We start from the raw sequence: 21,703 nt of genomic DNA, 5'->3' as shown, positions 1-21,703 counted from the left end.
ACGATATATTGTTTAATCTGCAAATTAATTTCTCAATTTCTGTGTTAAAAATTTGTATGTCGTTTAGAGTTTACCCACAACACGAATCTCCAGCCTGTATCGGTGGGCATTTAACCGTACCATAACTGCAAAACACACAACAATCACCGGTTATTGGTTTTAAAACAGCGCCGCAGCCATCACAAACATAAAAATACTGGCAAGCATCAACCGGCATTGTTTCCGTTTTGTGATAACTGCAAACAGGGCAGGTAAGGGTGGATTGTAGTTGAATTTCTATCGCCATAAACTAAAGACCAAGATAAATAAAAAAGCGGCCCTATTTTCACAAGGCCGCTTTTCAAATATTATCGTCTTAACAATTATTGCTGCGATTGTTGCCTTTGCAACACAGGGCCAAATTTATTGGTGTAATCCTTTAACTGTGCAGTAAGCTGTTTGTTTAAAGCAGTTTGGTGATTGTCGCCTGTAATGCCAACCATTGCATTAATGAACGATACGCCGTATTGAATGGTGCGCATATCAAGCTGACTGGAGTTGTCTTTAAGCAGCCTGTAGTTGTAATCAAGCTGATCAACAAGGTAAGCGTCAACACTCTTAATAAACTTATCTCCCAAGCCCAGGTCATGAAGGTTGTAGGCAGTTTGCGCCATAAATATTTTACGGTCTGCAACTTCCAGTCCCGGATTAATATCAGGCATTACCTCGTCATATTTATGCAGCGCTTTTAAAGCCAGGTCAGGGTGACCATCCTTTATCAAGCCATCTGCCAGGTCAAGGAAAGTGGTAACCATAACCGGGTAAAACATAGTGGTAGACTCATGATCCAAATATTTAGCTGTTTTAAAGTTGCCATATTTAAATTTGTTCATCATGTTATCATACATCACCAGGCTGTTGGTTTTGCCCAATTGATCGTGTGTAGTAGTGTCCGGTTTAAACGGAATTAAATGATAGGTAAACCCTTCCTTATAAAGGTATGGTTGCAAACCAATCAGGTTTTCGTTACCAATGGTAGTGGTAAAGCAAATAGGCCTTTTCCAGTTGTTGTGCGCCAATATATCAAACATGGCCAGGTTTTCCTTGGTTACGTAATTGGAAGTATATTTCCACTCCATAGTGGTGGCCAGCTTGTCTTTCTGTTCCGGTGTGATAACATGGTTCTTTAAGACGTCATCAGCGTTGACGGTGATCTTAAGGTTTTTAGTTGGCAGGTAATTGCCGTAGTTACCCTGAACCGAAGGATCGTCGGAAGAAATGAAATCAAAAACTTCCTTGATATCAACCGATCCCGGGATCTTTTTATCTTCAAAATAGATCACATCGCGTACACCTTCCTTATACTTATCATACGGCATGGTGATAGGCAATGGTTCAGATTGGTTCATTTTGCCCTGCATCTGGCGGATATACCAGTCGCCGGTAAACAAGCTGAGGTTCACGATGCGGACGTCAGGGCGGATGCCTTCTACTTCCTGGTCGTACCATAGCGAGTAGGTGTCATTGTCGCCATAAGTAAACAATATAGCATTTGGCGGGCACGAGATCAGGTAATTATAGGCCATATCATGTGGCGTCATCTTAGTAGAGCGGTCATGCGCCTTCCATTCCTGCTTTGCCATAACTACCGGGGCTGCGATCAGGCAGATGCCGGTTGCTACCAATGCAGAAGTTTTGGGTGTTAGCTTAACACGGATCAGCTCGGCTAAAGCGATTACGCCCAAACCTATCCAAATGGCAAAGGCGTAGAATGAGCCAACGTATGAATAGTCACGCTCACGCGGCTGAATGCTTGGTTGATTTACGTATAATACGATAGCTATACCAGTAAAGAAGAATAGCAGCAATACTACCAGTGCATCACGTTTTTTACGTTGAAAGTGGTAAATAGCGCCTGCTAAGCCAATAATCAATGGTAAGAAAAATAATGGTGTATAAGTTTGCCCGTCCTGGTAACCCTGGTTAGGGATTGGCGTACCGCCGACTACTGATTTTGGCAGATGCCTGGTACCGTCTAATATTCCGCTGGTCCAGTTGCCATCGATTCCGGCCATGCTTTGCTGCCCGTCCGAATCGTTATATCTCCCTACGAAGTTCCACAGGAAGTAACGAACATACATCTGATAGATCTGCCAGCTGGCAAGCCATTTCAGGTTGTCGCCCATCGTAGGCGCGGCACTAGGGTCCATTTGAAGCCATTCGCGGTAAAACTGCGGATCCTGACCCTCGGCGCTATACATACGCGGCAGGAATGTGGTGTGATCGTATTCGTAGTTTTGTTTTTTGCCCGCGTCTTCATACTTGGTTTTACCTTTACGATAAAGGGTGGCGCCTTCCGTTTGGCCAACAACCTTAGCGTCAAAATACTGGCCGAATAACAATGGGTTTTCACCATACTGGATCCGGTTCAGGTAACCGTATAATATAAAGGCGTTGTCCGGATGTGAGTTGTTCAAATCGGGATTTGCGGTAGCCCTGATAGGGATGTAAGCAAATGAACTATAGCCAAAATATACGAATGTCACACATAAAAAAGCCAGGTTCATTAGCGGCTTTTTGTATTTGATACTGTAATAAATGCCGGCAACCAAAGCAGCAACAATCATAAGGAACCAAACAAATGCGCCGCTCCAGAAACCAGTACCCAATGAATTTACAAAGTAAAGATCGAAGTAAGCAGCTATTTTAATAGTATAACCCCTGATACCATATTGCACCAGAACCAAAATAAGCACGCCAATTAAAAACGTGCCAATTGCCCCGCGAACATTAATGTTTTTACCACGGCGGAAATAATAAACCATGGCAATTGCCGGTATGGTTAACAGGTTTAACAGGTGGATCCCTATTGAAAGGCCTATAATATATGCGATAAACACTATCCATTTATCAGCACCGGGCTCGTCAGCAATTGCATCCCACTTAAGTATCGCCCAAAAAACTATAGCTGTACACAATGATGATAGGGCAAACACGATGGTTTCAACAGCCGAGAACCAAAAAGTATCGGTATAAGTAAAGGCAAGCGCGCCTACCAGGCCTGCACCCATAATCAGGATGGTTCTGTCTTGATTTTCTTCTTCGCCAGGTTTGCCGGCTAATAATTTTTTTGCCAATGCGGTAATGGTCCAAAACAGGAACATGATGGTTGCACCGCTTGCAATTGCAGAGCCCATATTGGTGAAATAAGGAACTTTTGCAGCATTGCCAAATGATAGTAATGAAAACATTTTACCCAACATGGCGAACACCGGGTAACCAGGTTGGTGAGCTACCTGTAACCGATATGCGCATGAGATAAACTCACCGCAGTCCCAAAAACTTACAGACGGCTCTAACGTTAAAATATAAGTAATTGACGCTATGGCGAAACAAAGCCAGCCTAAAAGATTATTTATTTTTTTGTATTGCATGGATCACAAATAATGGTTTATTGCAGGGTAAATATCAGGATTTTTAACACTTTTTTTACTAAAACAAGTTCGGCTTAACATCTTTTAACATATTTAAAATGCGTTGCCGTTTAAAAGGTTGCAAATATGGTAAAATATAGTGTATTATTCAGTATTGAAATGCGGCAAGTATGTTGTGTGTTCGTTTTAACGCCGATATTTTACCTGTTAATAAATCAAATTTTTATTTCATCATAAATAATACTTATTTTGTTGCGGTGTAAAACATCAAATGCTTATCTATGAAAAAACTAATACTTCTCCTTGTAATTATAGCGTTTTCAGTAAATTTAAGTAAGGCACAGGCTGTTTACATCCCTTATTCCTATCAGCTCGACCAAAAATTTAATTCAAGCGTCTATTCAACAAACAGTTCGATACATACATCGCTAAAGCCATTTTTACTCGATAGTACTTTACGCCCTACGTATAATGCTATAATGAACCGCGGCGTTGATACCAACCGTAAGGCATGGGCGTGGCGTAAATTATTTAACGAACATTTGTTCGATGTAAAAACAAAGGAGTACACTTTTTATGGCGATTATTTAACCGATTTTGGATATGGTCGTGATTTCTCGGATAAAATAACTACCAATATTAATACCCGTGGTTTCCAGTTTGGAGGTACCGTGGGCGATAAGTTCTTCTTTTATACCAGCGGCTTTGAAAACTCGGGTAAGTTTGCGGGATATTATAAAGATGTTGTAACCAGGTACGGATTTGTGCCCGGTCAGGCTTACGACAGGAATTATAATGGTAAAACTCCGGGACTAACTGATTGGTCGTACGTAACGGCAATTATGTCTTATTCGCCAATTAAGCAATTAAATATTACCCTGGGAACTGATAAAACCTTTATAGGTGATGGTTACCGGTCCTTGCTTTTGTCTGATTATTCGGCCAATTACCCGCTGCTTCGGTTAACTGCGAATGTTGGTAAGGTTCAATATATGATGATGTGGGCCTACCTTGAAGATATGCAACTGCCAAAATTCGACACATTTGGTAGCAATCGCCGTAAATGGGCTGCCTTTCATTACTTAGATTGGAATGTTACCAACAAACTGTCGCTGGGTTTCTTTAATGCATTGATTGCTCAGGAGGCTGACGATAACGGAAAATTCCATGGCTTTGATGCGAATTATATTAATCCCGTATTTTTTGCCAGTTCGCTCGGCCCATCATCCCAACCTGACAATGTGCTTGTGGGATTCACCGGCAAATACAAGATCTTCGACAAAACAGCGGTATACGCCCAGCTGTTGTTAGATAATATTAAAACAGGAGATGCATTCTCCGGCAGCCTGTCAGATAACGCAAACGGCTTCCAGGTAGGTATCCGCGGCGCTGATTTGTTTAAGGTTGAAGGCTTTAACTATTTGTTTGAATATAATACGGTTAAGCCGTATACCTATTCAAGCCCGCAGGCAATTACAAGTTATACCGATTACAGCCAACCACTCGCGGATCCTATTGGCGCGAATTTCAGGGAATTTATCGGGATCCTTAATTATACCTACGGCAGGTTTGACTTTATGGGACAGGTAAATTATGCAAAATACGGCCTCAACTCTGCAATTATGAATTATGGTAAGGATGTTGCCTTGCCTACGCCGTCAAATACTACAACCAACATAGGCCAGGGGATAACAACCTCCTTGTATTACACCGAGGGAACAGTATCATACCTGATAAACCCTAAATACAATATGCGTTTTGAACTTGGCGGATTAGTGCGTAATGAAAAGAATGATTTAGGCACCCGGAAGACCACCCAGATAACTTTTGGTATCCGCAGCACGTTCAGAAGCATGTATCATGATTTTTGATTTATTAGTCCGAAAGTCAGGAAAGTCCGAAAGATGCCTTGGTTTCTCAGAATTAAATAATCCTTTTGTTCTATGAACTAACGTTTGACTTTACGACTCTCCCTATATCGTCGCGCAAATATTAATCCCAGAGCGGCGCCTAAGCCCATACCTATTGCCAGGTTATTAATGATCAGGCCAACCCCGACTCCCAAAGCTACCCCGGCGGCAAAAAACAGTAAGGTGCTTTTGTACATCATTATAATAAAGGTAGCTTTTTTATCGAAATATAACTGGGTGCCAAATTTTAGCCGGGTAAAATCAAATATCGCTGGTTTTATTTCGTTATAGAGTTAAACCAATCGCTAATTTTTAAATCCAACATAGTATAGCCAATACTCTACATCAACTAACTGAACTTACTATGCTAAAGCGGATCCTGATGCTTGACGACAACCTGGATATCCTGGATATTGTTAAGGAAGCATTGTTATACGAACACTTTGAAGTGCGGATAACTTCTGATGGCGACAATATAATTCAGGCGATCCTGTCCTATAAACCCGACCTGGTAATGCTTGACTACAAACTGAACGGCAACAGCGGCGATGATATTTGTCGCCAATTAAAAGCGCACCACCAGCTCAATAATATTCCTGTAGTAATTTGCTCTGCCTATCTAAATAAAAACGACCTGCTTGCCTGCGGATGCGATGCCATCATAACAAAGCCATTCGGTTTGGAGGAATTGGTTAATACGGTTAATGGGCTGGTTTATTTGGAAAAGTCCGGAAGTCCGGAAAGTCGGTAAAGTCCGGAAGACAAAAACAAAACCCACCTTATATAATCCTAACATTTGTTAAATGTAATATTCATTCTTCGATCGCTCGGATTATCCCGACTTTCGGACTAAAACCGTACTTTTGCGCAAATTTTAGCGAGATGAGTAAAGTAAAAGTAGGCATTGTACAAATGACCTGTACAGCCAACAAGCAGGAAAATTTAGATAAAGCAATTGTTAAGGTACGTGAAGCCGCCCAAAAAGGCGCGCAGATAGTTTGCCTGCAGGAACTGTTCACTTCGCTTTATTTTTGCGATGTTGAGGACTACGACAATTTTAAACTCGCTGAATCTATCCCCGGCCCGTCTACTGATGCTTTATCTGCTGTAGCAAAGGAGCTGAATGTTGTGATCATCGCCTCGTTATTTGAAAAACGGGCGCAGGGAATTTACCACAACACCACCGCAGTTTTAGATGCAGATGGCGCTTATTTAGGTAAATATCGCAAAATGCACATTCCTGATGACCCCGGCTTTTACGAGAAATTTTACTTTACCCCCGGCGATCTTGGTTACAAGGTATTCAAAACAAAATATGCTACAATAGGAGTGCTCATCTGCTGGGATCAGTGGTACCCTGAAGCTTCGCGCATAACAGCTATGATGGGTGCCGAAATCTTATTCTACCCAACAGCAATTGGCTGGGCCACTACACAGGACGAAGCAACAAACGTTGAACAATATAATGCATGGCAAACTATCCAGCGCTCACATGCGGTTGCTAATGGCGTGCACGTAGTAAGCGTGAACAGGGTAGGTGAGGAAGCCGGTGTTAAGTTTTGGGGCGGATCATTTTTTGCCAATCCGTTCGGTGCCTTAATCCATCAAACGTCTACAGATGAGGAGGAAGTGGTGGTACAGGAATTGGATTTGGACAAATCAGATTATTACAGGAGTCATTGGCCGTTTATGCGCGATCGCCGTATAGATTCTTACCAGCCCATAACAAAACGGTTTCTCGACGAGGATTAATAAAATTACCTTGGGTGTCACCCTGAGGCACTCGAAGGGTGCGCGTAGAGGCCTTTGCCCGCATACTTCGAGTGCCTCAGTATGACACCCTATAATTTGCCATAAACTATTCAACTATGAACACCCCCAAACAGAACAACTTCTTCTTCCCCGCAGAATGGGCAAAACATACAGCCACCTGGTTAAGCTGGCCCCATAAGGAAGCATCATGGCCGGGTAAGATAGATTTGATCTATCCCAAGTACTGCGAGTTTATTAAGATAGTTAGTGAAGGTGAGTTAGTGCGCATTAATGTAAAGGATGAGCAAATGGCATCCTTTGCCAAGCAACATCTATTAGCTGCCGGGGTTGATTTAAAACAAATTGAGTTTTTTGAGTTTGAAACCAATGATGCCTGGTGCAGGGATCATGGTCCGGCGTTTTTGGTGAACCCGGATACCAAACAAAAGGCAATAGTTGATTGGGGCTACAATGCCTGGGGTAGCAAATATCCGCCGTTTGACCTTGATGATGTGATCCCTACAAAAATTGGTGAGCGCTTCGGTTTGCCGGTATACCATCCTGGTATTGTAATGGAGGGCGGCTCTGTCGATTTTAACGGTGAGGGGACCTTGATAACCACAACAGCATGCCTGCTCAATAAGAACCGTAACCCGCATTTAAACCAGCAGCGAATAGAAGAATATCTGCAAAACTACTATGGTGTTCAGCAAATATTATGGCTGGGCGATGGTATTGTGGGCGATGATACCGATGGCCATATTGACGATATTACCCGCTTTGTAAACGAGGATACCGTGGTTACTGTGGTTGAAGAAAAGAAAGACGACGAAAATTATCACCTGTTGCAAGAGAACCTTGAACAGCTAAAAACCATGCGGCTGCTTAATGGTAAGCAACTGAACATTGTTGAACTGCCAATGCCTGATGCTGTGATCTACGAAGATCAGCGTTTACCGGCATCATACGCTAATTTCTATATTGCCAACTCGGCTGTTGTGGTACCAACATATCGCTGCGCTAATGACGAGAGGGCCCTGGAGATCCTGCAGCAATGCTTCCCGGACAGAAAGGTTGTCGGGATTGATTCTACCGATATTATATGGGGGTTAGGCAGCTTCCATTGCCTGAGCCAGCAGGAGCCGGAGGCATAATACATGAAAGGTTTGCGAGGGTTCAACTTCGCAAACCTTACCCCGATTTTTTCACCGACACTTTCTTTGTCTTTGCCGACATTGGTTAACACCTTACCAATATTCCGTTGTTGTACTTTAAATACTGCCGTACTTTTAGGTAAGATTTAAATTTAGAAACAATGGAAACTATCATAGATAACCCCAACAAAACCAACGGCAAGGTAATAGCCGGGATAATTATTATTATCATCGGTGGTTTATTGCTTATTGACCAGTTCGACTTATTTTATATACCCGAATGGCTTTACAGCTGGCCGATGTGGATCATAGGCTACGGGCTGTACATGGGTGGTAAATACAACTTCAGGAAGCCGGTTTGGATCTGGATGATCATTATTGGTGTTGCCTGCTTGCTTACCGATAACATTGACAACGCCGACCGTATTGTTTGGCCGGTTGCCATAATAGGTACAGGTGCCTGGATGGTTATGAAACACAATAAGCGCAGCGATGCTCAATATAAGGACTCCAATTATACACACGTATAATTTAATAACGCATTTTCATAGCGGTTGAGAGCTGCCCCGGTTTATCGGGGTGGCTTTCTTTATTTTAGTCGGAAATGGTAAACCAGGGAATGTTTAAAAAACCTTTCCTTAAATAAACATCAACATGTTGCCCTATATTAGTTCTATAATATAAATCGTAGCCAACTTCAGTATCATGCACAGGTCTGGCAGCCCACTGGTTAAGTTTCAAATAGTAGCTATCTTTTTTACCATGGGTGATGTGTTTATCTATTATTACAGGTGTATATAGTTGAGATGGCGATTTATCGAAAGTACAGTTGATTTTAAGAATTGAGCCGTACGAGTAACAAAACGAGATTATTATAGCCATAATAAATTGACCCGCAACCATGTTGGTGGATTTTTTAATGCTGATGACGTAGAAAACAAGTATAAGAATAACACTGCAAGCTAATACCGTTACCCATAAATTGCTATATTGATATACGTTGTAATCAACAATTGTTTTGATTAATGTAACTATCACAGCCATATACATTCCAATAAAAATATGATAGTAGGCGCTGTTTTTTTTGCTTATAAGTTTGATTAATCCTTTACTTAGAATCATGATCAGCACCCCGGCTAACGGATAAATCAAAACGATAAAATCAACAATGGGGTTGTACTTAAAGATTAGAAGTGACAAAAAGAACAATAAAAATCCGCCGACATTATATGCCATTGACATTTGTCTTGCTTTATTTAAGGATTGTTTTCTTTCTTCTTCAGAAATTCCAAGATTTTGGTCCTGTAAAATTTCCCCTAATTCAGCTTTATATTCAACCTCGTCTAAATTGGTGTAACGTTCATTTAGACACTTAACCAGTTCACTAACGTTTTCGATAGTGGTATAATCTCTTATTGATATTCTTGCATTTCCACTGATGGACTTAATATAAATTGCTTTATCTCCAATTTTAAAACCTTTAACATCTTCGTTAGGTATTTCCTTTACGCCCCAGATGCTTGATTTAATTATACTGTAATCTGAAATACTGACCTTGCGTTTTATCATGTTTATTATAACGCAAATGGCAAAAATTACGAATATCAAAGGAGCAAATAGTACATTGGAATTTGGGTTGGGGACTTTAAAAAAGGAAATAAATATGACGAACCCGGCAATTGCGATTGATCCGGCGATGTAAGCTATTTTCCAATATATTGAAGTAGTAAACTCTTGCTCCATTTATATAAATTGTGATGCAATAAATATATTAAAAAGCATTAATTTGTAAGGGTCATATAAAATTAGCAGCATGAATAAAAATTTACGTTCACTTATCTTCTTTACAGTCCTTTCTTTATCGTCTGTAATAGCATCGGCACAAAATAAAATAGTTGTTTTTCAGTCGGATTTTGGTTTAAAAGATGGTGCTGTTTCAGCCATGAAGGGTGTTTCTATGGGTGTTTCAACCGATCTGAAACTGTTTGACCTTACGCATGAGATTCCAGCTTATAACATCTGGGAGGCATCGTATCGCCTGGAACAAACTGTTAGATACTGGCCGGCCGGTACGGTGTTTGTTTCGGTAGTTGACCCCGGTGTTGGCACTGCACGTAAATCGGTTGTACTGAAAACAAAATCGGGCCATTTTATCGTTACGCCCGACAATGGTACCTTGACCCTGGTTGCAGAATCATTGGGAATCGATGAGATCAGGTCGATAGACGAAGAAGTTAATCGCCGTAAGGATTCAAAAAAATCATACACTTTTCATGGCCGCGATGTATACGCTTTTACCGCCGCCAGGCTGGCTGCGGGAGTAATTACATTTGAGCAGGTTGGTCCGCTTTTGCCAAAACAAGTAGTATCTATTCCATATCAACAAGCTGTATTGGCAGGCAAAGCGATCAAGGGCGATATCCCGGTGCTGGATGTGCAATATGGCAACGTGTGGACAAACATCCCGCAGACTTTGTTCGATCAGCTTCAACCCAAATACGGCGATATTGTACACGTTATCATTCGCTATAAAGACAAGCAAATTTACAAGGGCGATATGCCTTACAGCCAAACTTTTGGCGGTGTTGCAGAGGGCAAACCATTGGCTTATATCAACAGCCTTTTACAGCTTTCGTTTGCTATAAATATGGGCGACTTTGGGAAGATCTACCACGTTGAAAGCGGGGCAGACTGGAGCGTGGAAGTTAGCCTAAATTAAATTCGCGGAATAAATTGTTAATGCATCCAACTTTTTCACCGACACTTTACATTGTCTTACCGACTTCTTTAAATATACCGCCAGTTTTTGTTTGCCACACTTAGAATGTTACCTTAGTTTTGGACAAGATTTACTTTGCAGAATAATATAATGGACAACGATATAGTACACCCTAATAATCCCCGCAATGGCAAAGCCCTGGCTGGGATGTTTTTACTGATAGTGGGAGGCGTAATGCTGCTTGAGCAATTCGATTTTTTTCCCGACAGAATTGCACTTTGGCCATTATGGATAATGGGATTTGGCCTGTACCTGGGTTTTAAAAATAACTTCAGGAAACCATCTGCCATGACACTGATAATTGTTGGCTCAATATTACTATTAGTAAATAATTTACACGGGGCAAGTGGCGTTATCTGGCCGGCCGGCATAATTGCATTCGGCATCTGGATGATAGTAAGGCGCAACAACCGTTTCGACCCAAACATTAATGCCCAACAGGATAATAAATGGGACTGGAAAACAGGTACTGGCACGCCTCCTGCGGACCCGATTGTTGATTATACCATTGATCCCGAAGCAGGGCCGAAGGCTACACATTTTAGCCCGTCGGGATCATACAAGCCAACAGGAGATGATTACCTCGACACTGTATCCGTATTCGGATCGGTAAAAAAGACCATCCTTTCCAAGAATTTTAAAGGCGGCGAGATAGTAAACATTTTCGGCGGTGCCGAACTGGATTTTACCCAGGCGGACATCAACGGTAAAGTGATCATCGATATTACGCAGATTTTCGGCGGCGTGAAAATGATCGTTCCTCCGCACTGGCAGGTAGTTCCTGATATTGCTGCCGTGTTTGCAGGAATTGAGGACAAAAGGCTAAAAAGCACCGCATCAGTAGGGAGCGATAAGATTTTAATACTTAAAGGCGTTTCAATTTTTGCTGGGGTCGACATAAGAAGCTACTAATTGTAGTCGGTGTTGATCTCCTAACATAAAACACTTAAAACCAAACAACCAACACAAGCCTTCCGGACTTTCGGTCTTTACTGACTTTCCCGACTTTCCGGACTTCTAAAAAAAATGGCCATACCAACCAACATATCTACTTCACGGCTGTACGCAGGTTTTATTACTTGCGGGCTGATTTGGGCTGGCTTGCATACGTATGTGATCCACAGCTTTGGGTTTATATGGTATATTGCCTCAACGGACGGGTTGGTTTGTACCATTCTGCTTGCTTCAGCATGCTGGCTCATCAATAATAACCTACGCTATTATCAGCCTGAAAAAGGCAACTACCTTAATATCCTGATCTGGATAGCAGCTCTTGCGACTATTTGTGCATTTGGCAGCCGGTGGGTGCTTCCGTTTTTGGCCACTGGGCCGGCCTATACCAGTTTTTTATCCAACTCGCTCATAATTAGGCTTTTTACTAACTTTTTGGCCATAGGCTGGATGGCGATGATCAGTATGCTGTATTATACGCAGCTGGATCAAAAGGAAAATGAAAAACGCAAAACCGAAGCCGAACAGCTGGCCCGCGATGCGGAACTATATAACTTAAGGCAGCAACTACAACCACACTTTTTATTCAATAGCTTAAACTCCATAAATGCCCTTATTGGCTTTAAGCCGGACGAAGCAAGGCGGATGATCCACCAGCTTTCAGACTTTTTGCGCGGAACTTTAAAGAAGGACGATCAGCAACAAGTGCCATTAACCGAGGAGCTGACGCATTTGAACCTCTACCTTGATATTGAAAAGGTGCGGTTCGGGCATCGGTTGCAGACCGAGATCAGCTGCGACGAAAAATCGGGACAGGCGGTATTACCGTCGATGCTTTTGCAGCCCATTGTTGAAAATGCCATAAAATTTGGTTTGTATGACACCATAGGCGATGTGGTGGTAAGCATAAGAGCTGAAATGGATGGTAACTACCTGGTAATGATGGTGCAAAACCCTTATGATCCACAGACATCAAGGCCACGAAAAGGCACCGGTTTTGGGCTTCGCGGAGTACAACGCAGATTATATTTGCTTTTTGCACGTAATGATTTGATGGAAACTCATGCAAATGATAATATATTTACAACTATTATTAAAGTACCGCAGTTATAAAATATGAAACGCGTATTAGTTATTGATGACGAGCCTTTGGCCCGGATGGTTGTATTAGAGTATTTGCAGGCATATCCTCAAATTGAGGTGATGCAGGAATGTGGTGATGGCTTTGAGGGGCTCAAGGCAATTCAGCAGCACCAGCCCGACCTGATTTTTCTGGATGTGCAGATGCCCAAAATAAATGGCTTTGAAATGCTGGAGCTGGTTGAAAACCCGCCCGCTGTAATATTCACCACTGCATTTGACGAGTATGCCATAAAGGCCTTTGAAGCACACGCGGTTGATTATCTGCTAAAACCCTTTAACAAGGATCGCTTTAATAAGGCGATAGATAAATACCTGTCTACCTCAACCGAACCGGTTGCTGCAAAAAAGCATACCGAGGAGCTGCTGGAAACGGCATCAAACTCGCCGGCGCAGCATGAGCGGATAGTTGTTAAGACAGGTACTAAAGTCAAGATCATCCCGGTGCAGGACGTTGAATACCTTGCTGCTGATGATGACTATGTAAGCGTATATACCTCTGAGGGCTCTTTCCTCAAAAATAAAACCATGAACTTTTTTGAACAAACGCTGGATCCTCGACAGTTTGTCCGCGTTCATCGTTCCTATATCATCGCCATTCAACAAATTACCCGGATTGACCCTTACGAAAAGGATGCACATTTGGCCATCTTGAAATCTGGCGCTAAGGTGCCGGTGAGTAAAACTGGCTATGTGAAGCTTAAGCAGGTGCTGGGGATATAGGAGAGGATTTCAGATTTCGGATTTTCGATTTCAGATTTAGTTTGAATAGATGCTGAGGCAATTTGTTGTAAAACAATATTTTAAATGTTAAAGCGTTCGGTTATTGAATTAACTAATAATATAGTTGATTCAATATGGTATTTTACCAATTACTAAAAATAAACCGATGCCTAAATTACTTTGCCTCCTGCTGGTGGCTTCGTTGCTCATCAGCCCAAAAAGCAATTTGCCCGATAGCGATCGTGCAAAAGCTGTACGTTTAACCGTATGGCCAAAACTCCAGGATGAGCTAAAAGCCAAAGGATTTAAACCAAACTCACCCATTTACATCAGGATCTTTAAGGAAATAAGCGAGTTGGAAGTTTGGGTAAAGGCAGGTAAACAATATAAGCTATTTAAAACCTACGAGGTTTGCACCTACTCGGGCGGGCTGGGCACTAAAACACAATCAGGGGATGGGAAGAGCCCGGAGGGCTTTTACATCATTGAGCCAAAGCAATTAAACCCGGTAAGCAATTATCACCTGGCTATAAATGTGGGCTATCCAAACAAACTGGAACAATTAAAGGGCTATACCGGCAAAGAGATAATGGTGCACGGCAATTGTGCCTCAATAGGTTGCTATGCCATGACCGATCCACGGATTGACGAAATTTTCACGCTGGTTTATAAAGCTTTTGAAGCCGGTCAGCAAAAGATAGATCTTGATATCTTTCCGTTCCGGATGGATAATGAACACATGTATAAATATTCACGCTATCCCTCACTTGCCTTTTGGAAAACCATGAAGCCGGGTTATGATTTGTTTGAGAAAACGCATGTGCCGCCAGTTGTGGGAGTTAAGGGGAGGGAGTATGCTTTTAATTGATAAAAGATAAAAAAATTTGTCATTGCGAGGAGGAACGACGAAGCAACCTCGTCGCTATGCATCTCCACCATTCGGGTTGATAAACTTGTCTGTTCGCTCTGCAAAGTTCGCGGTTGCTTCGTTCCTCGCAATGACAATTCGGTGAGTTTTTCCCTATCATCCCACCGTAAAAATCCCATCAAACAATAAAAACAAACTACCTCTTCTGCATCTTTACATATAAAAAGTATTTATGCCACACCTGTTTTCTCCTATAAAAATAAAGAACGTTGAATTTAAGAACCGCCTTGTGGTATCGCCAATGTGTGAATACAGCAGCGAGGACGGTTTTGCCAATAACTGGCACCTGGTGCACTTGGGCAGCCGGGCTGTTGGCGGCGCTGCTTTGATCATTACTGAGGCAACGGCCGTATCGCCGGAGGGTAGGATCTCTTATGGGGATTTAGGAATCTATAAAGACGAACACATTGAAAAACTAAAAGAAATAACCGATTTTATTCATGCACATGGTTCGGTAGCTGGAACGCAACTGGCTCATGCAGGCAGGAAGGCCAGTCATGAATTGCCATGGAACGGGAACGCGCAGATTTCCTCGGATCAGCCGAATGGATGGAAAGCTGTAGCTCCGAGCGCGATACCATTTACCCCGACGGAAGAACCGCCGTTGGAGCTGGATAAAGCCGGTATTGAAAAAGTAAAAGCTGATTTTAAGGCGGCAGCAGCGCGTGCTTTAAAAGCAGGTTTTAAGGTGATTGAGCTGCATGGCGCACACGGTTATTTGATCCACGAGTTTTTATCGCCGTTGAGCAACCATCGTACCGATGAATATGGCGGCTCGTTTGAAAACCGGATCCGGTTTTTACTGGAAGTTATTGAGAGCGTGAAAGAAGTATGGCCGGCAGAAAACCCGCTGTTTGTCCGTATTTCGGCAACCGACTGGACCGAAGGCGGCTGGACTGCCGACGATTCCGTTTATCTTGCGAAGGAGTTGATCAATAAAGGTGTCGACCTGATTGATTGCTCAACAGGTGGTAATGTTGCCACGGCTAAAATTCCGTTAAAACCCGGTTACCAGGTTGAGTTTGCCGAAAAAGTAAAAAAGGAAGCAGGGATCTTAACCGGGGCAGTTGGCCTGATCACAGAATCCAAACAGGCAGACGAGATCATCCAAACCGGGCAGGCTGACTTTGTTATCATGGCACGCGAGTTTTTACGCGATCCATATTTCCCCTTACGTGCCGCGCACGAGCTGGACCACGAAACAAAATGGCCTGTTCAGTATGAAAGAGCCAAATGGCATAAATAATTGCTAATTTTGCATAGTCTTCAGGGGTGTCACCCTGAGGCACTCGAAGGGTGAGCGCAGAGGCCTTTGCCCGCATGCTTCGAGTGCCTCAGCATGACACCCGTTTTAACGCTTTATACATGAAAAAGTATCTTTCCTTAGTTACCTTCACGCACACCATTTTTGCCATGCCTTTTGCCTTTATCGGCTTCTTTCTGGCAGTTACCACTACCGATCACCGGTTCGACTGGATGAAGCTGGTAATGATGATTCTGTGTATGGTGTTTGCCCGTAATTCGGCAATGGCGTTCAACAGGTACCTTGACAGGGATATCGATTCAAAAAACCCGCGTACCAAACAACGGGATATTCCGTCAGGCAGGATCAGCCCGGCAGCGGCGTTGACATTTACTATTGTTAATTGCCTGTTGTTTATTGCTACCACCTGGTTTATAAATGATCTTTGTTTTTATCTTTCGCCGGTAGCTTTGCTGGTAGTATTAGGTTACAGCGCTACTAAACGGTTTACCGCGCTTTGCCATTTGGTATTGGGTTTGGGTTTATCCTTAGCGCCTATAGGGGCTTATTTGGTAATAACCGGGCAATTTGCGTTAACGCCCTTATTCTTTTCATTTGCTGTACTTTGCTGGGTAAGCGGTTTCGATATTATCTATGCCTTACAGGATGAAGACTTCGACCGCAGCGAAAACCTGCATTCCATCCCCGCATATTTGGGTAAGGTAAACGCTTTGAGGTTATCTACCTTTTTACATATCCTTTCTGCAGCTTTTGTTATCATGCCGATATTTTTTACGCAGGTTGGCGTACTGTATTATGTAGGTATCGTTTTCTTCTGCACCATGCTGATCTACCAGCACCTGCTTGTAAAACCCAATGATTTGAGTCGCGTTAACTTTGCATTTATGACCACTAATGGAATAGCCAGCGTTGTATTTGCGGTATTCTTTTTGCTGGACAGGTTGTGGATTAGGTAGGGAGTCCGGAAGTCCGGAAAGTGAGTAAAGTCCGAAAGATAGAAAGCTTGGTGGTTTATCGGGAGTAAATCTATTAAGGTTTTCTTTGGATTTTCATTTGCACATCCGCACATTTGCATATCCGCACATCAGCAAAACCATGGACGAGTTAAAAGCACAAGGCATTTTCAGGGAACAGCTTAAAAAGTATGTTGAGTTTAACGAGGCGGAATGGATCGTATTTACGCAGCATCTTTCATTCAGCACCTTAAAGAAACGCAAGCATTTTGTGGAGCCGGGAATGACCTGTAAAGATATTGGCTTTATTGTAGCAGGTGCTGTGAGGTATTATTATGTTAAAGACGGCGAGGAACTAACCGGCTATTTTAGTTTTGAAAATGAGTATGTCAGTTCTTACAAAAGCTATCTGACACAAACGCCGGCAGTAAGCTATATCCAGGCGCTTACGGACACAGAGCTGATCACCATCACCCATAAAAATATGCAGCTCATGTTGGCAAACCCCATGCTGGCCTATAAAATGGAACGCTTCGGTCGCCTGGTAGCTGAACATTATTTGATCTGCTATGAAGACCGGGTATCCGGGTTTGTTACAAAAACACCCGAAGAACGCTATATGGATTTGTTAAGCACCGGCCGCGAAATCCTGCAGCGCATGCCGCAGCATTACATTGCCCACTTTTTAGGGATAACGCCGGTTTCGTTGTCGAGGATAAGAAGAAGAATATTAGTAGAGGCGAGGTAAATGATTTCGGATCTTGGATTTGAAGCAGAGCAATAATTTAATTTGATGGAGTTTCTGCCAACTCTGAAATGTCAAATGCTTTTTTGAAATATATCACCTCATAATGGTTGTATTGAAATGCGGAATGAATATCAACTAAAGTCCATCCTGATTTGCTCATGTAATTTAAAACATCGGTTTCGGTTACCATGTGATCAACATTAAAATGTAGCTTTTGGAAAACAGTGGTGTCTTTTAGCGCAAATAAATCTTTGTTATCGCCAAAGGAAATTTTTGCTATCCTTTTGGTTGTTAAACCGTTTTTAGGGCCTATTATAACCTGGCAATATTTATCTATTTTGTTTTGGGCAAATGCAAAGCAACTTGAAGTGAAAAATATTACTGCAAAAAAGAAGAGATGCTTTTTCATGATTTAAGTTTGATGTTATAAAGTTAACCCCAATCTTATTAAAAAAAACATAATAGGTATTAGAATTGTATTAGAGTTACATGTCAATGTCTGAATCAGAATTTTTTACGTTTTTATTTTTTTTTAAGGCGTTCAAGAGGGCTTCGCCGTTTACAGGATTTGAGAATTAGCAGGATACCGCCGAAATGCAGCTTTCTAAACAATGAGGCCTAATCTCTGATCTCTAACCTCTAATCAACTCAATTCCTTATCTTTTGTTAACGTTTTGAGCGTCAAAGCTGATGTACCTTTGATTAAATCAAAAACGAAAAATTATGCACACCATATTAGGAGCCGGCGGCGCAGTAGCGAATGCACTTACCCGCGAACTTGAAAATATTAATGAAACCATCCGTCTTGTAAGTCGCAAGCCAATTAAAAGCGATAATAAAAATGTAAGCTGGAAAAAGGCTGACCTTTTAAATTATAACGAATTGCTGGAAGCGTCAAAGGGATCGTCTGTAATTTATCTAACTGCCGGGTTGGTTTACGACAAAAAGATCTGGGCCGAACAGTGGCCGGTTATTATGCAAAACTTTATCAACCTGGGTAAGGAAACCGGCGCCAGGCTGATATTCTTTGACAACGTTTACATGTACGGCCTGGTTGACGGACCGATGAAGGAAGAAACACCTTATAAACCTTGCAGCGTAAAAGGCGGCATCCGCGCTAAAATTGCAAACATGCTGATGACTGAAGTAAAAGCAGGCACCATCCGTGCTTCAATAGCCCGCGGCGCCGACTTTTACGGCACCGACAACATGAACAGCTTTGTAGATATGATGGTGCTGGACAAATATGCCAAAGGCGAAACAGCTCAGTGGATAGGCAACCCAAACAAGCTGCATAATTTTAGCTATATCCCTGATATGGGTAAGGGTATGTTCCTGCTGGGCCAGCACCCGGAAAGTGATAACCAGGTCTGGCACATGCCGACTGCACCTGCTATTACCGGCAAGCAGTTTATTGAAATGACGGCGCGTGTTTATGGAGTTAAACCTAAGTTTTTCACGGTTAAAAAGTTTATGCTTTGGATCTTTGGTTTATTCAAAAAAGTGGTAATGGGCACGGTTGAAATGTACTACCAATATGATCACGATTATATTTTTAACAGCGACAAGTTTGAAAAGGCGTTTAAGGTGAAGCCAACAAGCTATGAGGATGGGTTGAAGCTGATGTCGGAGACGTTGTATGCGAAGAAGTAGTGGGAGGAGTCCGAAAGTCCGGAAGATAGGATCGTTATTTAAGAATGTCATGCTGAAACAAGTTCAGCATGACATTCTTTTTTATTTCTTGGATATTCATCCGCACATCTGCACATTTGCATATCTGCAAATTAGATAACCATGATCCACAAAAAAACAAGAACATATATCCCAGCCGGCTTCGAAATTAAATGGGAAAGCCTGGAACCGCTTTATATTGAACTACGCGACCGCGCTATAAATTCAGTGGCCGACCTTGAAAAATGGCTGCATGACCGCAGCGAGGTTGAAGCCGCCCTGGAAGAAGATTTTGCCTGGCGCTATATCCGGATGACCTGCGATACCACCAGCGAAGAACTATTGCAAAACTTTCAATACTTTGCTACCGAAATTGAGCCAAAGATTGCTCCCTTCAGTAACGACCTGAATATAAAGCTGGTTAACAGCGAATTGGTTGACAAACTGGATCACGATAAATATTTCATTTACCTGCGTGGCGTTAAAAAATCATTGGAACTATTCAGGGAAGAGAACATTCCCATCCAGACCGAGATCCAGGTTGAGCAGCAGAAATATCAATCAATAACCGGCTCGATGTCGGTTCATATCGGTGATAAGGAATTTACTTTGGAGCAGGCGTCTGTATTTTTAAAGGATACCGACCGCGCAAAAAGGCAGGAAGTTTGGGAAAAGATCACCGCCCGCCGCTTACAGGACAAGGATCAGCTTGATCAGCTTTTTGACCATCTGCGCGTATTGCGCCATAAGGTTGCTGTAAACGCAGGGTTCGAAAACTTCCGCGATTACATGTTCCAGGCCTTAGGAAGATTTGACTATACCCCGCAGGATTGCTACGCTTTCCACGAGGCAATTGAAAAGGAAATTGTGCCTATTCTTAGGGAACAGGCAGAAAAGCGCAGGGAAGCTTTGCAATTGGATACCCTGAAACCTTGGGATATGGATGTTGATGTATCGGGCAAGCCTGCGTTAAAGCCTTTTAACAGCGGTGATGAGCTGATTGAGAAGTCCATTCAATGCTTTAGCAATATTAACCGCTACCTGGGTGAGCGTTTGGAGATCATGAAGGATAATAACCTGTTTGATGTAGAAAGCCGTAAGGGTAAAGCTCCGGGCGGTTATAACTACCCGCTATCAGAAACAGGCGCGCCGTTCATCTTTATGAACTCGGCCAATACGTTCCGCGACCTGACTACCATGGTTCACGAGGGTGGTCACGCGGTACACACATTTTTAACGGCCGACTTAGAGCTGAATGATTTTAAACATTGCCCAAGTGAGGTTGCAGAATTGGCTTCTATGTCGATGGAATTGATGTCGATGGATAACTGGGATGTTTTTTTTGATAACAAAGAAGACCTGAAGCGTGCCAAACGCGATCAGCTTTTTGATGTATTGAAAACATTGCCATGGGTAGCCGTGGTCGACCAGTTTCAGCACTGGATCTATACTAATCCAGACCATACCGATGCGGAGCGTACAGAAGCATGGATCAAGATTTACGAGCCGTTTGGCGCAGGCTTTGCCGACTGGAGCGAACACCAGGATGCGGAAAATAACCTGTGGCAAAAACAGTTGCACATTTTCGAGGTGCCATTCTATTATATTGAATACGGGATGGCCCAGCTTGGGGCAATAGCCGTATGGAAAAATTATAAAGAAAACCCGGAAAAAGGACTACAGCAATATTTGGATGCCTTGAAGTTGGGTTATACGAAAACCATCAAGGAGATTTACGAAACAGCCGGGATCAAGTTTGATTTCAGCGCCGCTTATGTAAAGGAACTTGCTGAGTTTGTAAAGGGCGAGATGGATAAGTTGTAAGGAATATTTCAATGGACACCATTCAATTCAAATACAATAAAGGCTTTGGGTTTATAAGCTTCTTTGGAATATTAGCATTGTTTATTGTTTTTTTACTAAAGAGTTTTAATTATACAGATATAGCCGATATAAAAATAATGATTGGATTTGAAGCAATAATGCTGTTATTTCTAATTATTGTTGGTGTAAAATATTTTGTCCCAGTAATTACTAATAAGATTGCTCTTGAAATTAATAAAGAGGGGATAATCGACAATACAAGACACAATCAATTTTACTGGGAGAATATAAAATTTATCCGTCAGGTAAACTTTAAAAATTCTTCCGCTATTGAAATTGGATTATTAGACAGTAATTCAACAAACCTAATCAGATTACAATATATTGCAGGAACTGATTATGAAATTTTTAATGCCGTTGACAACTATTTTAAACATGTAAAGTAGTAACAGTTAAAGATATGAAAGCGAGTTTCTTAAGGTTATCCCGCTTT

Annotated in this window: 21 protein-coding genes; 16 read left to right on the top strand and 5 right to left on the bottom strand. The window is 42.2% G+C overall.

What is annotated here, in order from left to right; translation table 11 throughout:
• Positions 1-70 precede the first annotated feature (70 nt).
• Positions 71-286 (bottom strand): GDCCVxC domain-containing (seleno)protein, encoded by a 216-nt coding sequence (locus tag KXD93_RS30550; RefSeq protein WP_308726286.1) that lies wholly within the window; start codon positions 284-286, stop codon positions 71-73.
• A 76-nt stretch (positions 287-362) separates the two neighbouring features.
• Complete coding sequence (locus KXD93_RS11600) at positions 363-3,413, bottom strand: glycosyltransferase family 117 protein (protein WP_258137265.1); 3,051 nt, start codon at positions 3,411-3,413, stop codon at positions 363-365.
• A gap of 281 nt (positions 3,414-3,694) precedes the next feature.
• Here KXD93_RS11600 and KXD93_RS11595 point away from each other — a divergent pair, with 281 nt between their 5' ends.
• Positions 3,695-5,284, top strand: a complete 1,590-nt coding sequence (locus tag KXD93_RS11595; RefSeq protein WP_258137264.1) for a capsule assembly Wzi family protein — start codon at positions 3,695-3,697, stop codon at positions 5,282-5,284.
• Between the two features lie 77 nt (positions 5,285-5,361).
• On the opposite strand, the gene KXD93_RS11590 is transcribed toward KXD93_RS11595, so the two are convergent.
• Positions 5,362-5,523 carry a hypothetical protein gene (locus KXD93_RS11590; RefSeq protein WP_258137263.1) on the bottom strand — a complete coding sequence of 54 codons (162 nt, stop codon included), beginning with the start codon at positions 5,521-5,523 and terminating at the stop codon, positions 5,362-5,364.
• Positions 5,524-5,687: 164 nt separating this feature from the next.
• On the opposite strand from KXD93_RS11590, the gene KXD93_RS11585 reads away from it, so the two are divergent.
• From KXD93_RS11585 to KXD93_RS11570, 4 genes are all read left to right on the top strand, one after another.
• Positions 5,688-6,074 carry a response regulator transcription factor gene (locus tag KXD93_RS11585; RefSeq protein WP_258137262.1) on the top strand — a complete coding sequence of 129 codons (387 nt, stop codon included), beginning with the start codon at positions 5,688-5,690 and terminating at the stop codon, positions 6,072-6,074.
• Positions 6,075-6,205: 131 nt separating this feature from the next.
• Positions 6,206-7,075 (top strand): carbon-nitrogen hydrolase, encoded by an 870-nt coding sequence (locus KXD93_RS11580; protein ID WP_258137261.1) that lies wholly within the window; start codon positions 6,206-6,208, stop codon positions 7,073-7,075.
• Positions 7,076-7,191: 116 nt separating this feature from the next.
• Complete coding sequence (locus tag KXD93_RS11575; RefSeq protein WP_258137260.1) at positions 7,192-8,229, top strand: agmatine deiminase family protein; 1,038 nt, start codon at positions 7,192-7,194, stop codon at positions 8,227-8,229.
• A gap of 161 nt (positions 8,230-8,390) precedes the next feature.
• Entirely contained in the window at positions 8,391-8,759 is a 369-nt protein-coding gene (locus KXD93_RS11570) for a LiaF transmembrane domain-containing protein (protein ID WP_258137259.1), read from the top strand.
• Between the two features lie 64 nt (positions 8,760-8,823).
• Here KXD93_RS11570 and KXD93_RS11565 read toward each other — a convergent pair whose 3' ends face one another.
• On the bottom strand, positions 8,824-9,798 hold the full coding sequence (locus tag KXD93_RS11565) for a hypothetical protein (RefSeq protein WP_258137257.1): 975 nt from the start codon (positions 9,796-9,798) through the stop codon (positions 8,824-8,826).
• Positions 9,799-10,042: 244 nt separating this feature from the next.
• Here KXD93_RS11565 and KXD93_RS11560 point away from each other — a divergent pair, with 244 nt between their 5' ends.
• The 8 genes from KXD93_RS11560 to KXD93_RS11525 all read left to right on the top strand — a co-directional run bounded on the left by KXD93_RS11560 (position 10,043) and on the right by KXD93_RS11525 (position 17,715).
• Positions 10,043-10,948: an SAM hydrolase/SAM-dependent halogenase family protein gene (locus KXD93_RS11560; RefSeq protein ID WP_258137256.1), complete on the top strand. Its 906-nt coding sequence runs from the start codon at positions 10,043-10,045 to the stop codon at positions 10,946-10,948.
• Positions 10,949-11,098: 150 nt separating this feature from the next.
• Positions 11,099-11,920 (top strand): LiaF transmembrane domain-containing protein, encoded by an 822-nt coding sequence (locus KXD93_RS11555; protein ID WP_258137255.1) that lies wholly within the window; start codon positions 11,099-11,101, stop codon positions 11,918-11,920.
• 114 nt (positions 11,921-12,034) lie between these two features.
• Entirely contained in the window at positions 12,035-13,072 is a 1,038-nt protein-coding gene (locus KXD93_RS11550) for a sensor histidine kinase (RefSeq protein WP_258137254.1), read from the top strand.
• 3 nt (positions 13,073-13,075) lie between these two features.
• Positions 13,076-13,822: a LytR/AlgR family response regulator transcription factor gene (locus KXD93_RS11545; RefSeq protein ID WP_258137253.1), complete on the top strand. Its 747-nt coding sequence runs from the start codon at positions 13,076-13,078 to the stop codon at positions 13,820-13,822.
• A 166-nt stretch (positions 13,823-13,988) separates the two neighbouring features.
• Complete coding sequence (locus KXD93_RS11540) at positions 13,989-14,690, top strand: L,D-transpeptidase family protein (RefSeq protein ID WP_258137252.1); 702 nt, start codon at positions 13,989-13,991, stop codon at positions 14,688-14,690.
• Between the two features lie 232 nt (positions 14,691-14,922).
• Positions 14,923-15,996 carry an NADPH dehydrogenase NamA gene (gene namA / locus KXD93_RS11535; protein ID WP_258137251.1) on the top strand — a complete coding sequence of 358 codons (1,074 nt, stop codon included), beginning with the start codon at positions 14,923-14,925 and terminating at the stop codon, positions 15,994-15,996.
• A gap of 119 nt (positions 15,997-16,115) precedes the next feature.
• Complete coding sequence (locus tag KXD93_RS11530) at positions 16,116-16,970, top strand: UbiA-like polyprenyltransferase (protein WP_258137249.1); 855 nt, start codon at positions 16,116-16,118, stop codon at positions 16,968-16,970.
• 85 nt (positions 16,971-17,055) lie between these two features.
• Positions 17,056-17,715, top strand: a complete 660-nt coding sequence (locus KXD93_RS11525; protein ID WP_258137248.1) for a Crp/Fnr family transcriptional regulator — start codon at positions 17,056-17,058, stop codon at positions 17,713-17,715.
• 37 nt (positions 17,716-17,752) lie between these two features.
• Here the strand turns inward: KXD93_RS11525 and KXD93_RS11520 are convergent, their stop codons facing one another.
• The gene (locus tag KXD93_RS11520) at positions 17,753-18,124 is read right to left on the bottom strand and encodes a hypothetical protein (protein ID WP_258137247.1); all 372 of its coding nucleotides are present in this window, start codon (positions 18,122-18,124) and stop codon (positions 17,753-17,755) included.
• 314 nt (positions 18,125-18,438) lie between these two features.
• On the opposite strand from KXD93_RS11520, the gene KXD93_RS11515 reads away from it, so the two are divergent.
• The 3 genes from KXD93_RS11515 (at position 18,439) to KXD93_RS11505 (ending at position 21,656) form a co-directional block, all read left to right on the top strand.
• Entirely contained in the window at positions 18,439-19,368 is a 930-nt protein-coding gene (locus KXD93_RS11515) for an NAD-dependent epimerase/dehydratase family protein (RefSeq protein WP_258137246.1), read from the top strand.
• Between the two features lie 141 nt (positions 19,369-19,509).
• Complete coding sequence (locus KXD93_RS11510; RefSeq protein WP_258137245.1) at positions 19,510-21,210, top strand: M3 family oligoendopeptidase; 1,701 nt, start codon at positions 19,510-19,512, stop codon at positions 21,208-21,210.
• Positions 21,211-21,221: 11 nt separating this feature from the next.
• Positions 21,222-21,656, top strand: coding sequence for a hypothetical protein (locus tag KXD93_RS11505; protein ID WP_258137244.1), 435 nt, complete (start codon positions 21,222-21,224; stop codon positions 21,654-21,656).
• The last annotated feature ends 47 nt before the right edge of the window (positions 21,657-21,703 follow it).

The sequence above is a fragment of the Mucilaginibacter phenanthrenivorans genome, from assembly GCF_024721155.1.
Lineage (GTDB): Bacteria > Bacteroidota > Bacteroidia > Sphingobacteriales > Sphingobacteriaceae > Mucilaginibacter > Mucilaginibacter phenanthrenivorans.
This window is presented reverse-complemented; position numbering and strand designations above follow the sequence as displayed.

Coding starts and splice junctions, on each gene's coding strand:
- KXD93_RS11560 (WP_258137256.1), top strand. CDS start 10,043: ATGAATAAAAATTTACGTTCACTTATCTTCTTTACAGTCCTTTCTTTA.
- namA (WP_258137251.1), top strand. CDS start 14,923: ATGCCACACCTGTTTTCTCCTATAAAAATAAAGAACGTTGAATTTAAG.
- KXD93_RS11545 (WP_258137253.1), top strand. CDS start 13,076: ATGAAACGCGTATTAGTTATTGATGACGAGCCTTTGGCCCGGATGGTT.
- KXD93_RS11575 (WP_258137260.1), top strand. CDS start 7,192: ATGAACACCCCCAAACAGAACAACTTCTTCTTCCCCGCAGAATGGGCA.
- KXD93_RS11580 (WP_258137261.1), top strand. CDS start 6,206: ATGAGTAAAGTAAAAGTAGGCATTGTACAAATGACCTGTACAGCCAAC.
- KXD93_RS11515 (WP_258137246.1), top strand. CDS start 18,439: ATGCACACCATATTAGGAGCCGGCGGCGCAGTAGCGAATGCACTTACC.
- KXD93_RS11600 (WP_258137265.1), bottom strand. CDS start 3,413: ATGCAATACAAAAAAATAAATAATCTTTTAGGCTGGCTTTGTTTCGCC.
- KXD93_RS11595 (WP_258137264.1), top strand. CDS start 3,695: ATGAAAAAACTAATACTTCTCCTTGTAATTATAGCGTTTTCAGTAAAT.
- KXD93_RS11570 (WP_258137259.1), top strand. CDS start 8,391: ATGGAAACTATCATAGATAACCCCAACAAAACCAACGGCAAGGTAATA.
- KXD93_RS11520 (WP_258137247.1), bottom strand. CDS start 18,124: ATGAAAAAGCATCTCTTCTTTTTTGCAGTAATATTTTTCACTTCAAGT.
- KXD93_RS11550 (WP_258137254.1), top strand. CDS start 12,035: ATGGCCATACCAACCAACATATCTACTTCACGGCTGTACGCAGGTTTT.
- KXD93_RS11585 (WP_258137262.1), top strand. CDS start 5,688: ATGCTAAAGCGGATCCTGATGCTTGACGACAACCTGGATATCCTGGAT.
- KXD93_RS30550 (WP_308726286.1), bottom strand. CDS start 286: ATGGCGATAGAAATTCAACTACAATCCACCCTTACCTGCCCTGTTTGC.
- KXD93_RS11510 (WP_258137245.1), top strand. CDS start 19,510: ATGATCCACAAAAAAACAAGAACATATATCCCAGCCGGCTTCGAAATT.
- KXD93_RS11505 (WP_258137244.1), top strand. CDS start 21,222: ATGGACACCATTCAATTCAAATACAATAAAGGCTTTGGGTTTATAAGC.
- KXD93_RS11555 (WP_258137255.1), top strand. CDS start 11,099: ATGGACAACGATATAGTACACCCTAATAATCCCCGCAATGGCAAAGCC.
- KXD93_RS11540 (WP_258137252.1), top strand. CDS start 13,989: ATGCCTAAATTACTTTGCCTCCTGCTGGTGGCTTCGTTGCTCATCAGC.
- KXD93_RS11530 (WP_258137249.1), top strand. CDS start 16,116: ATGAAAAAGTATCTTTCCTTAGTTACCTTCACGCACACCATTTTTGCC.
- KXD93_RS11565 (WP_258137257.1), bottom strand. CDS start 9,798: ATGATAAAACGCAAGGTCAGTATTTCAGATTACAGTATAATTAAATCA.
- KXD93_RS11590 (WP_258137263.1), bottom strand. CDS start 5,523: ATGATGTACAAAAGCACCTTACTGTTTTTTGCCGCCGGGGTAGCTTTG.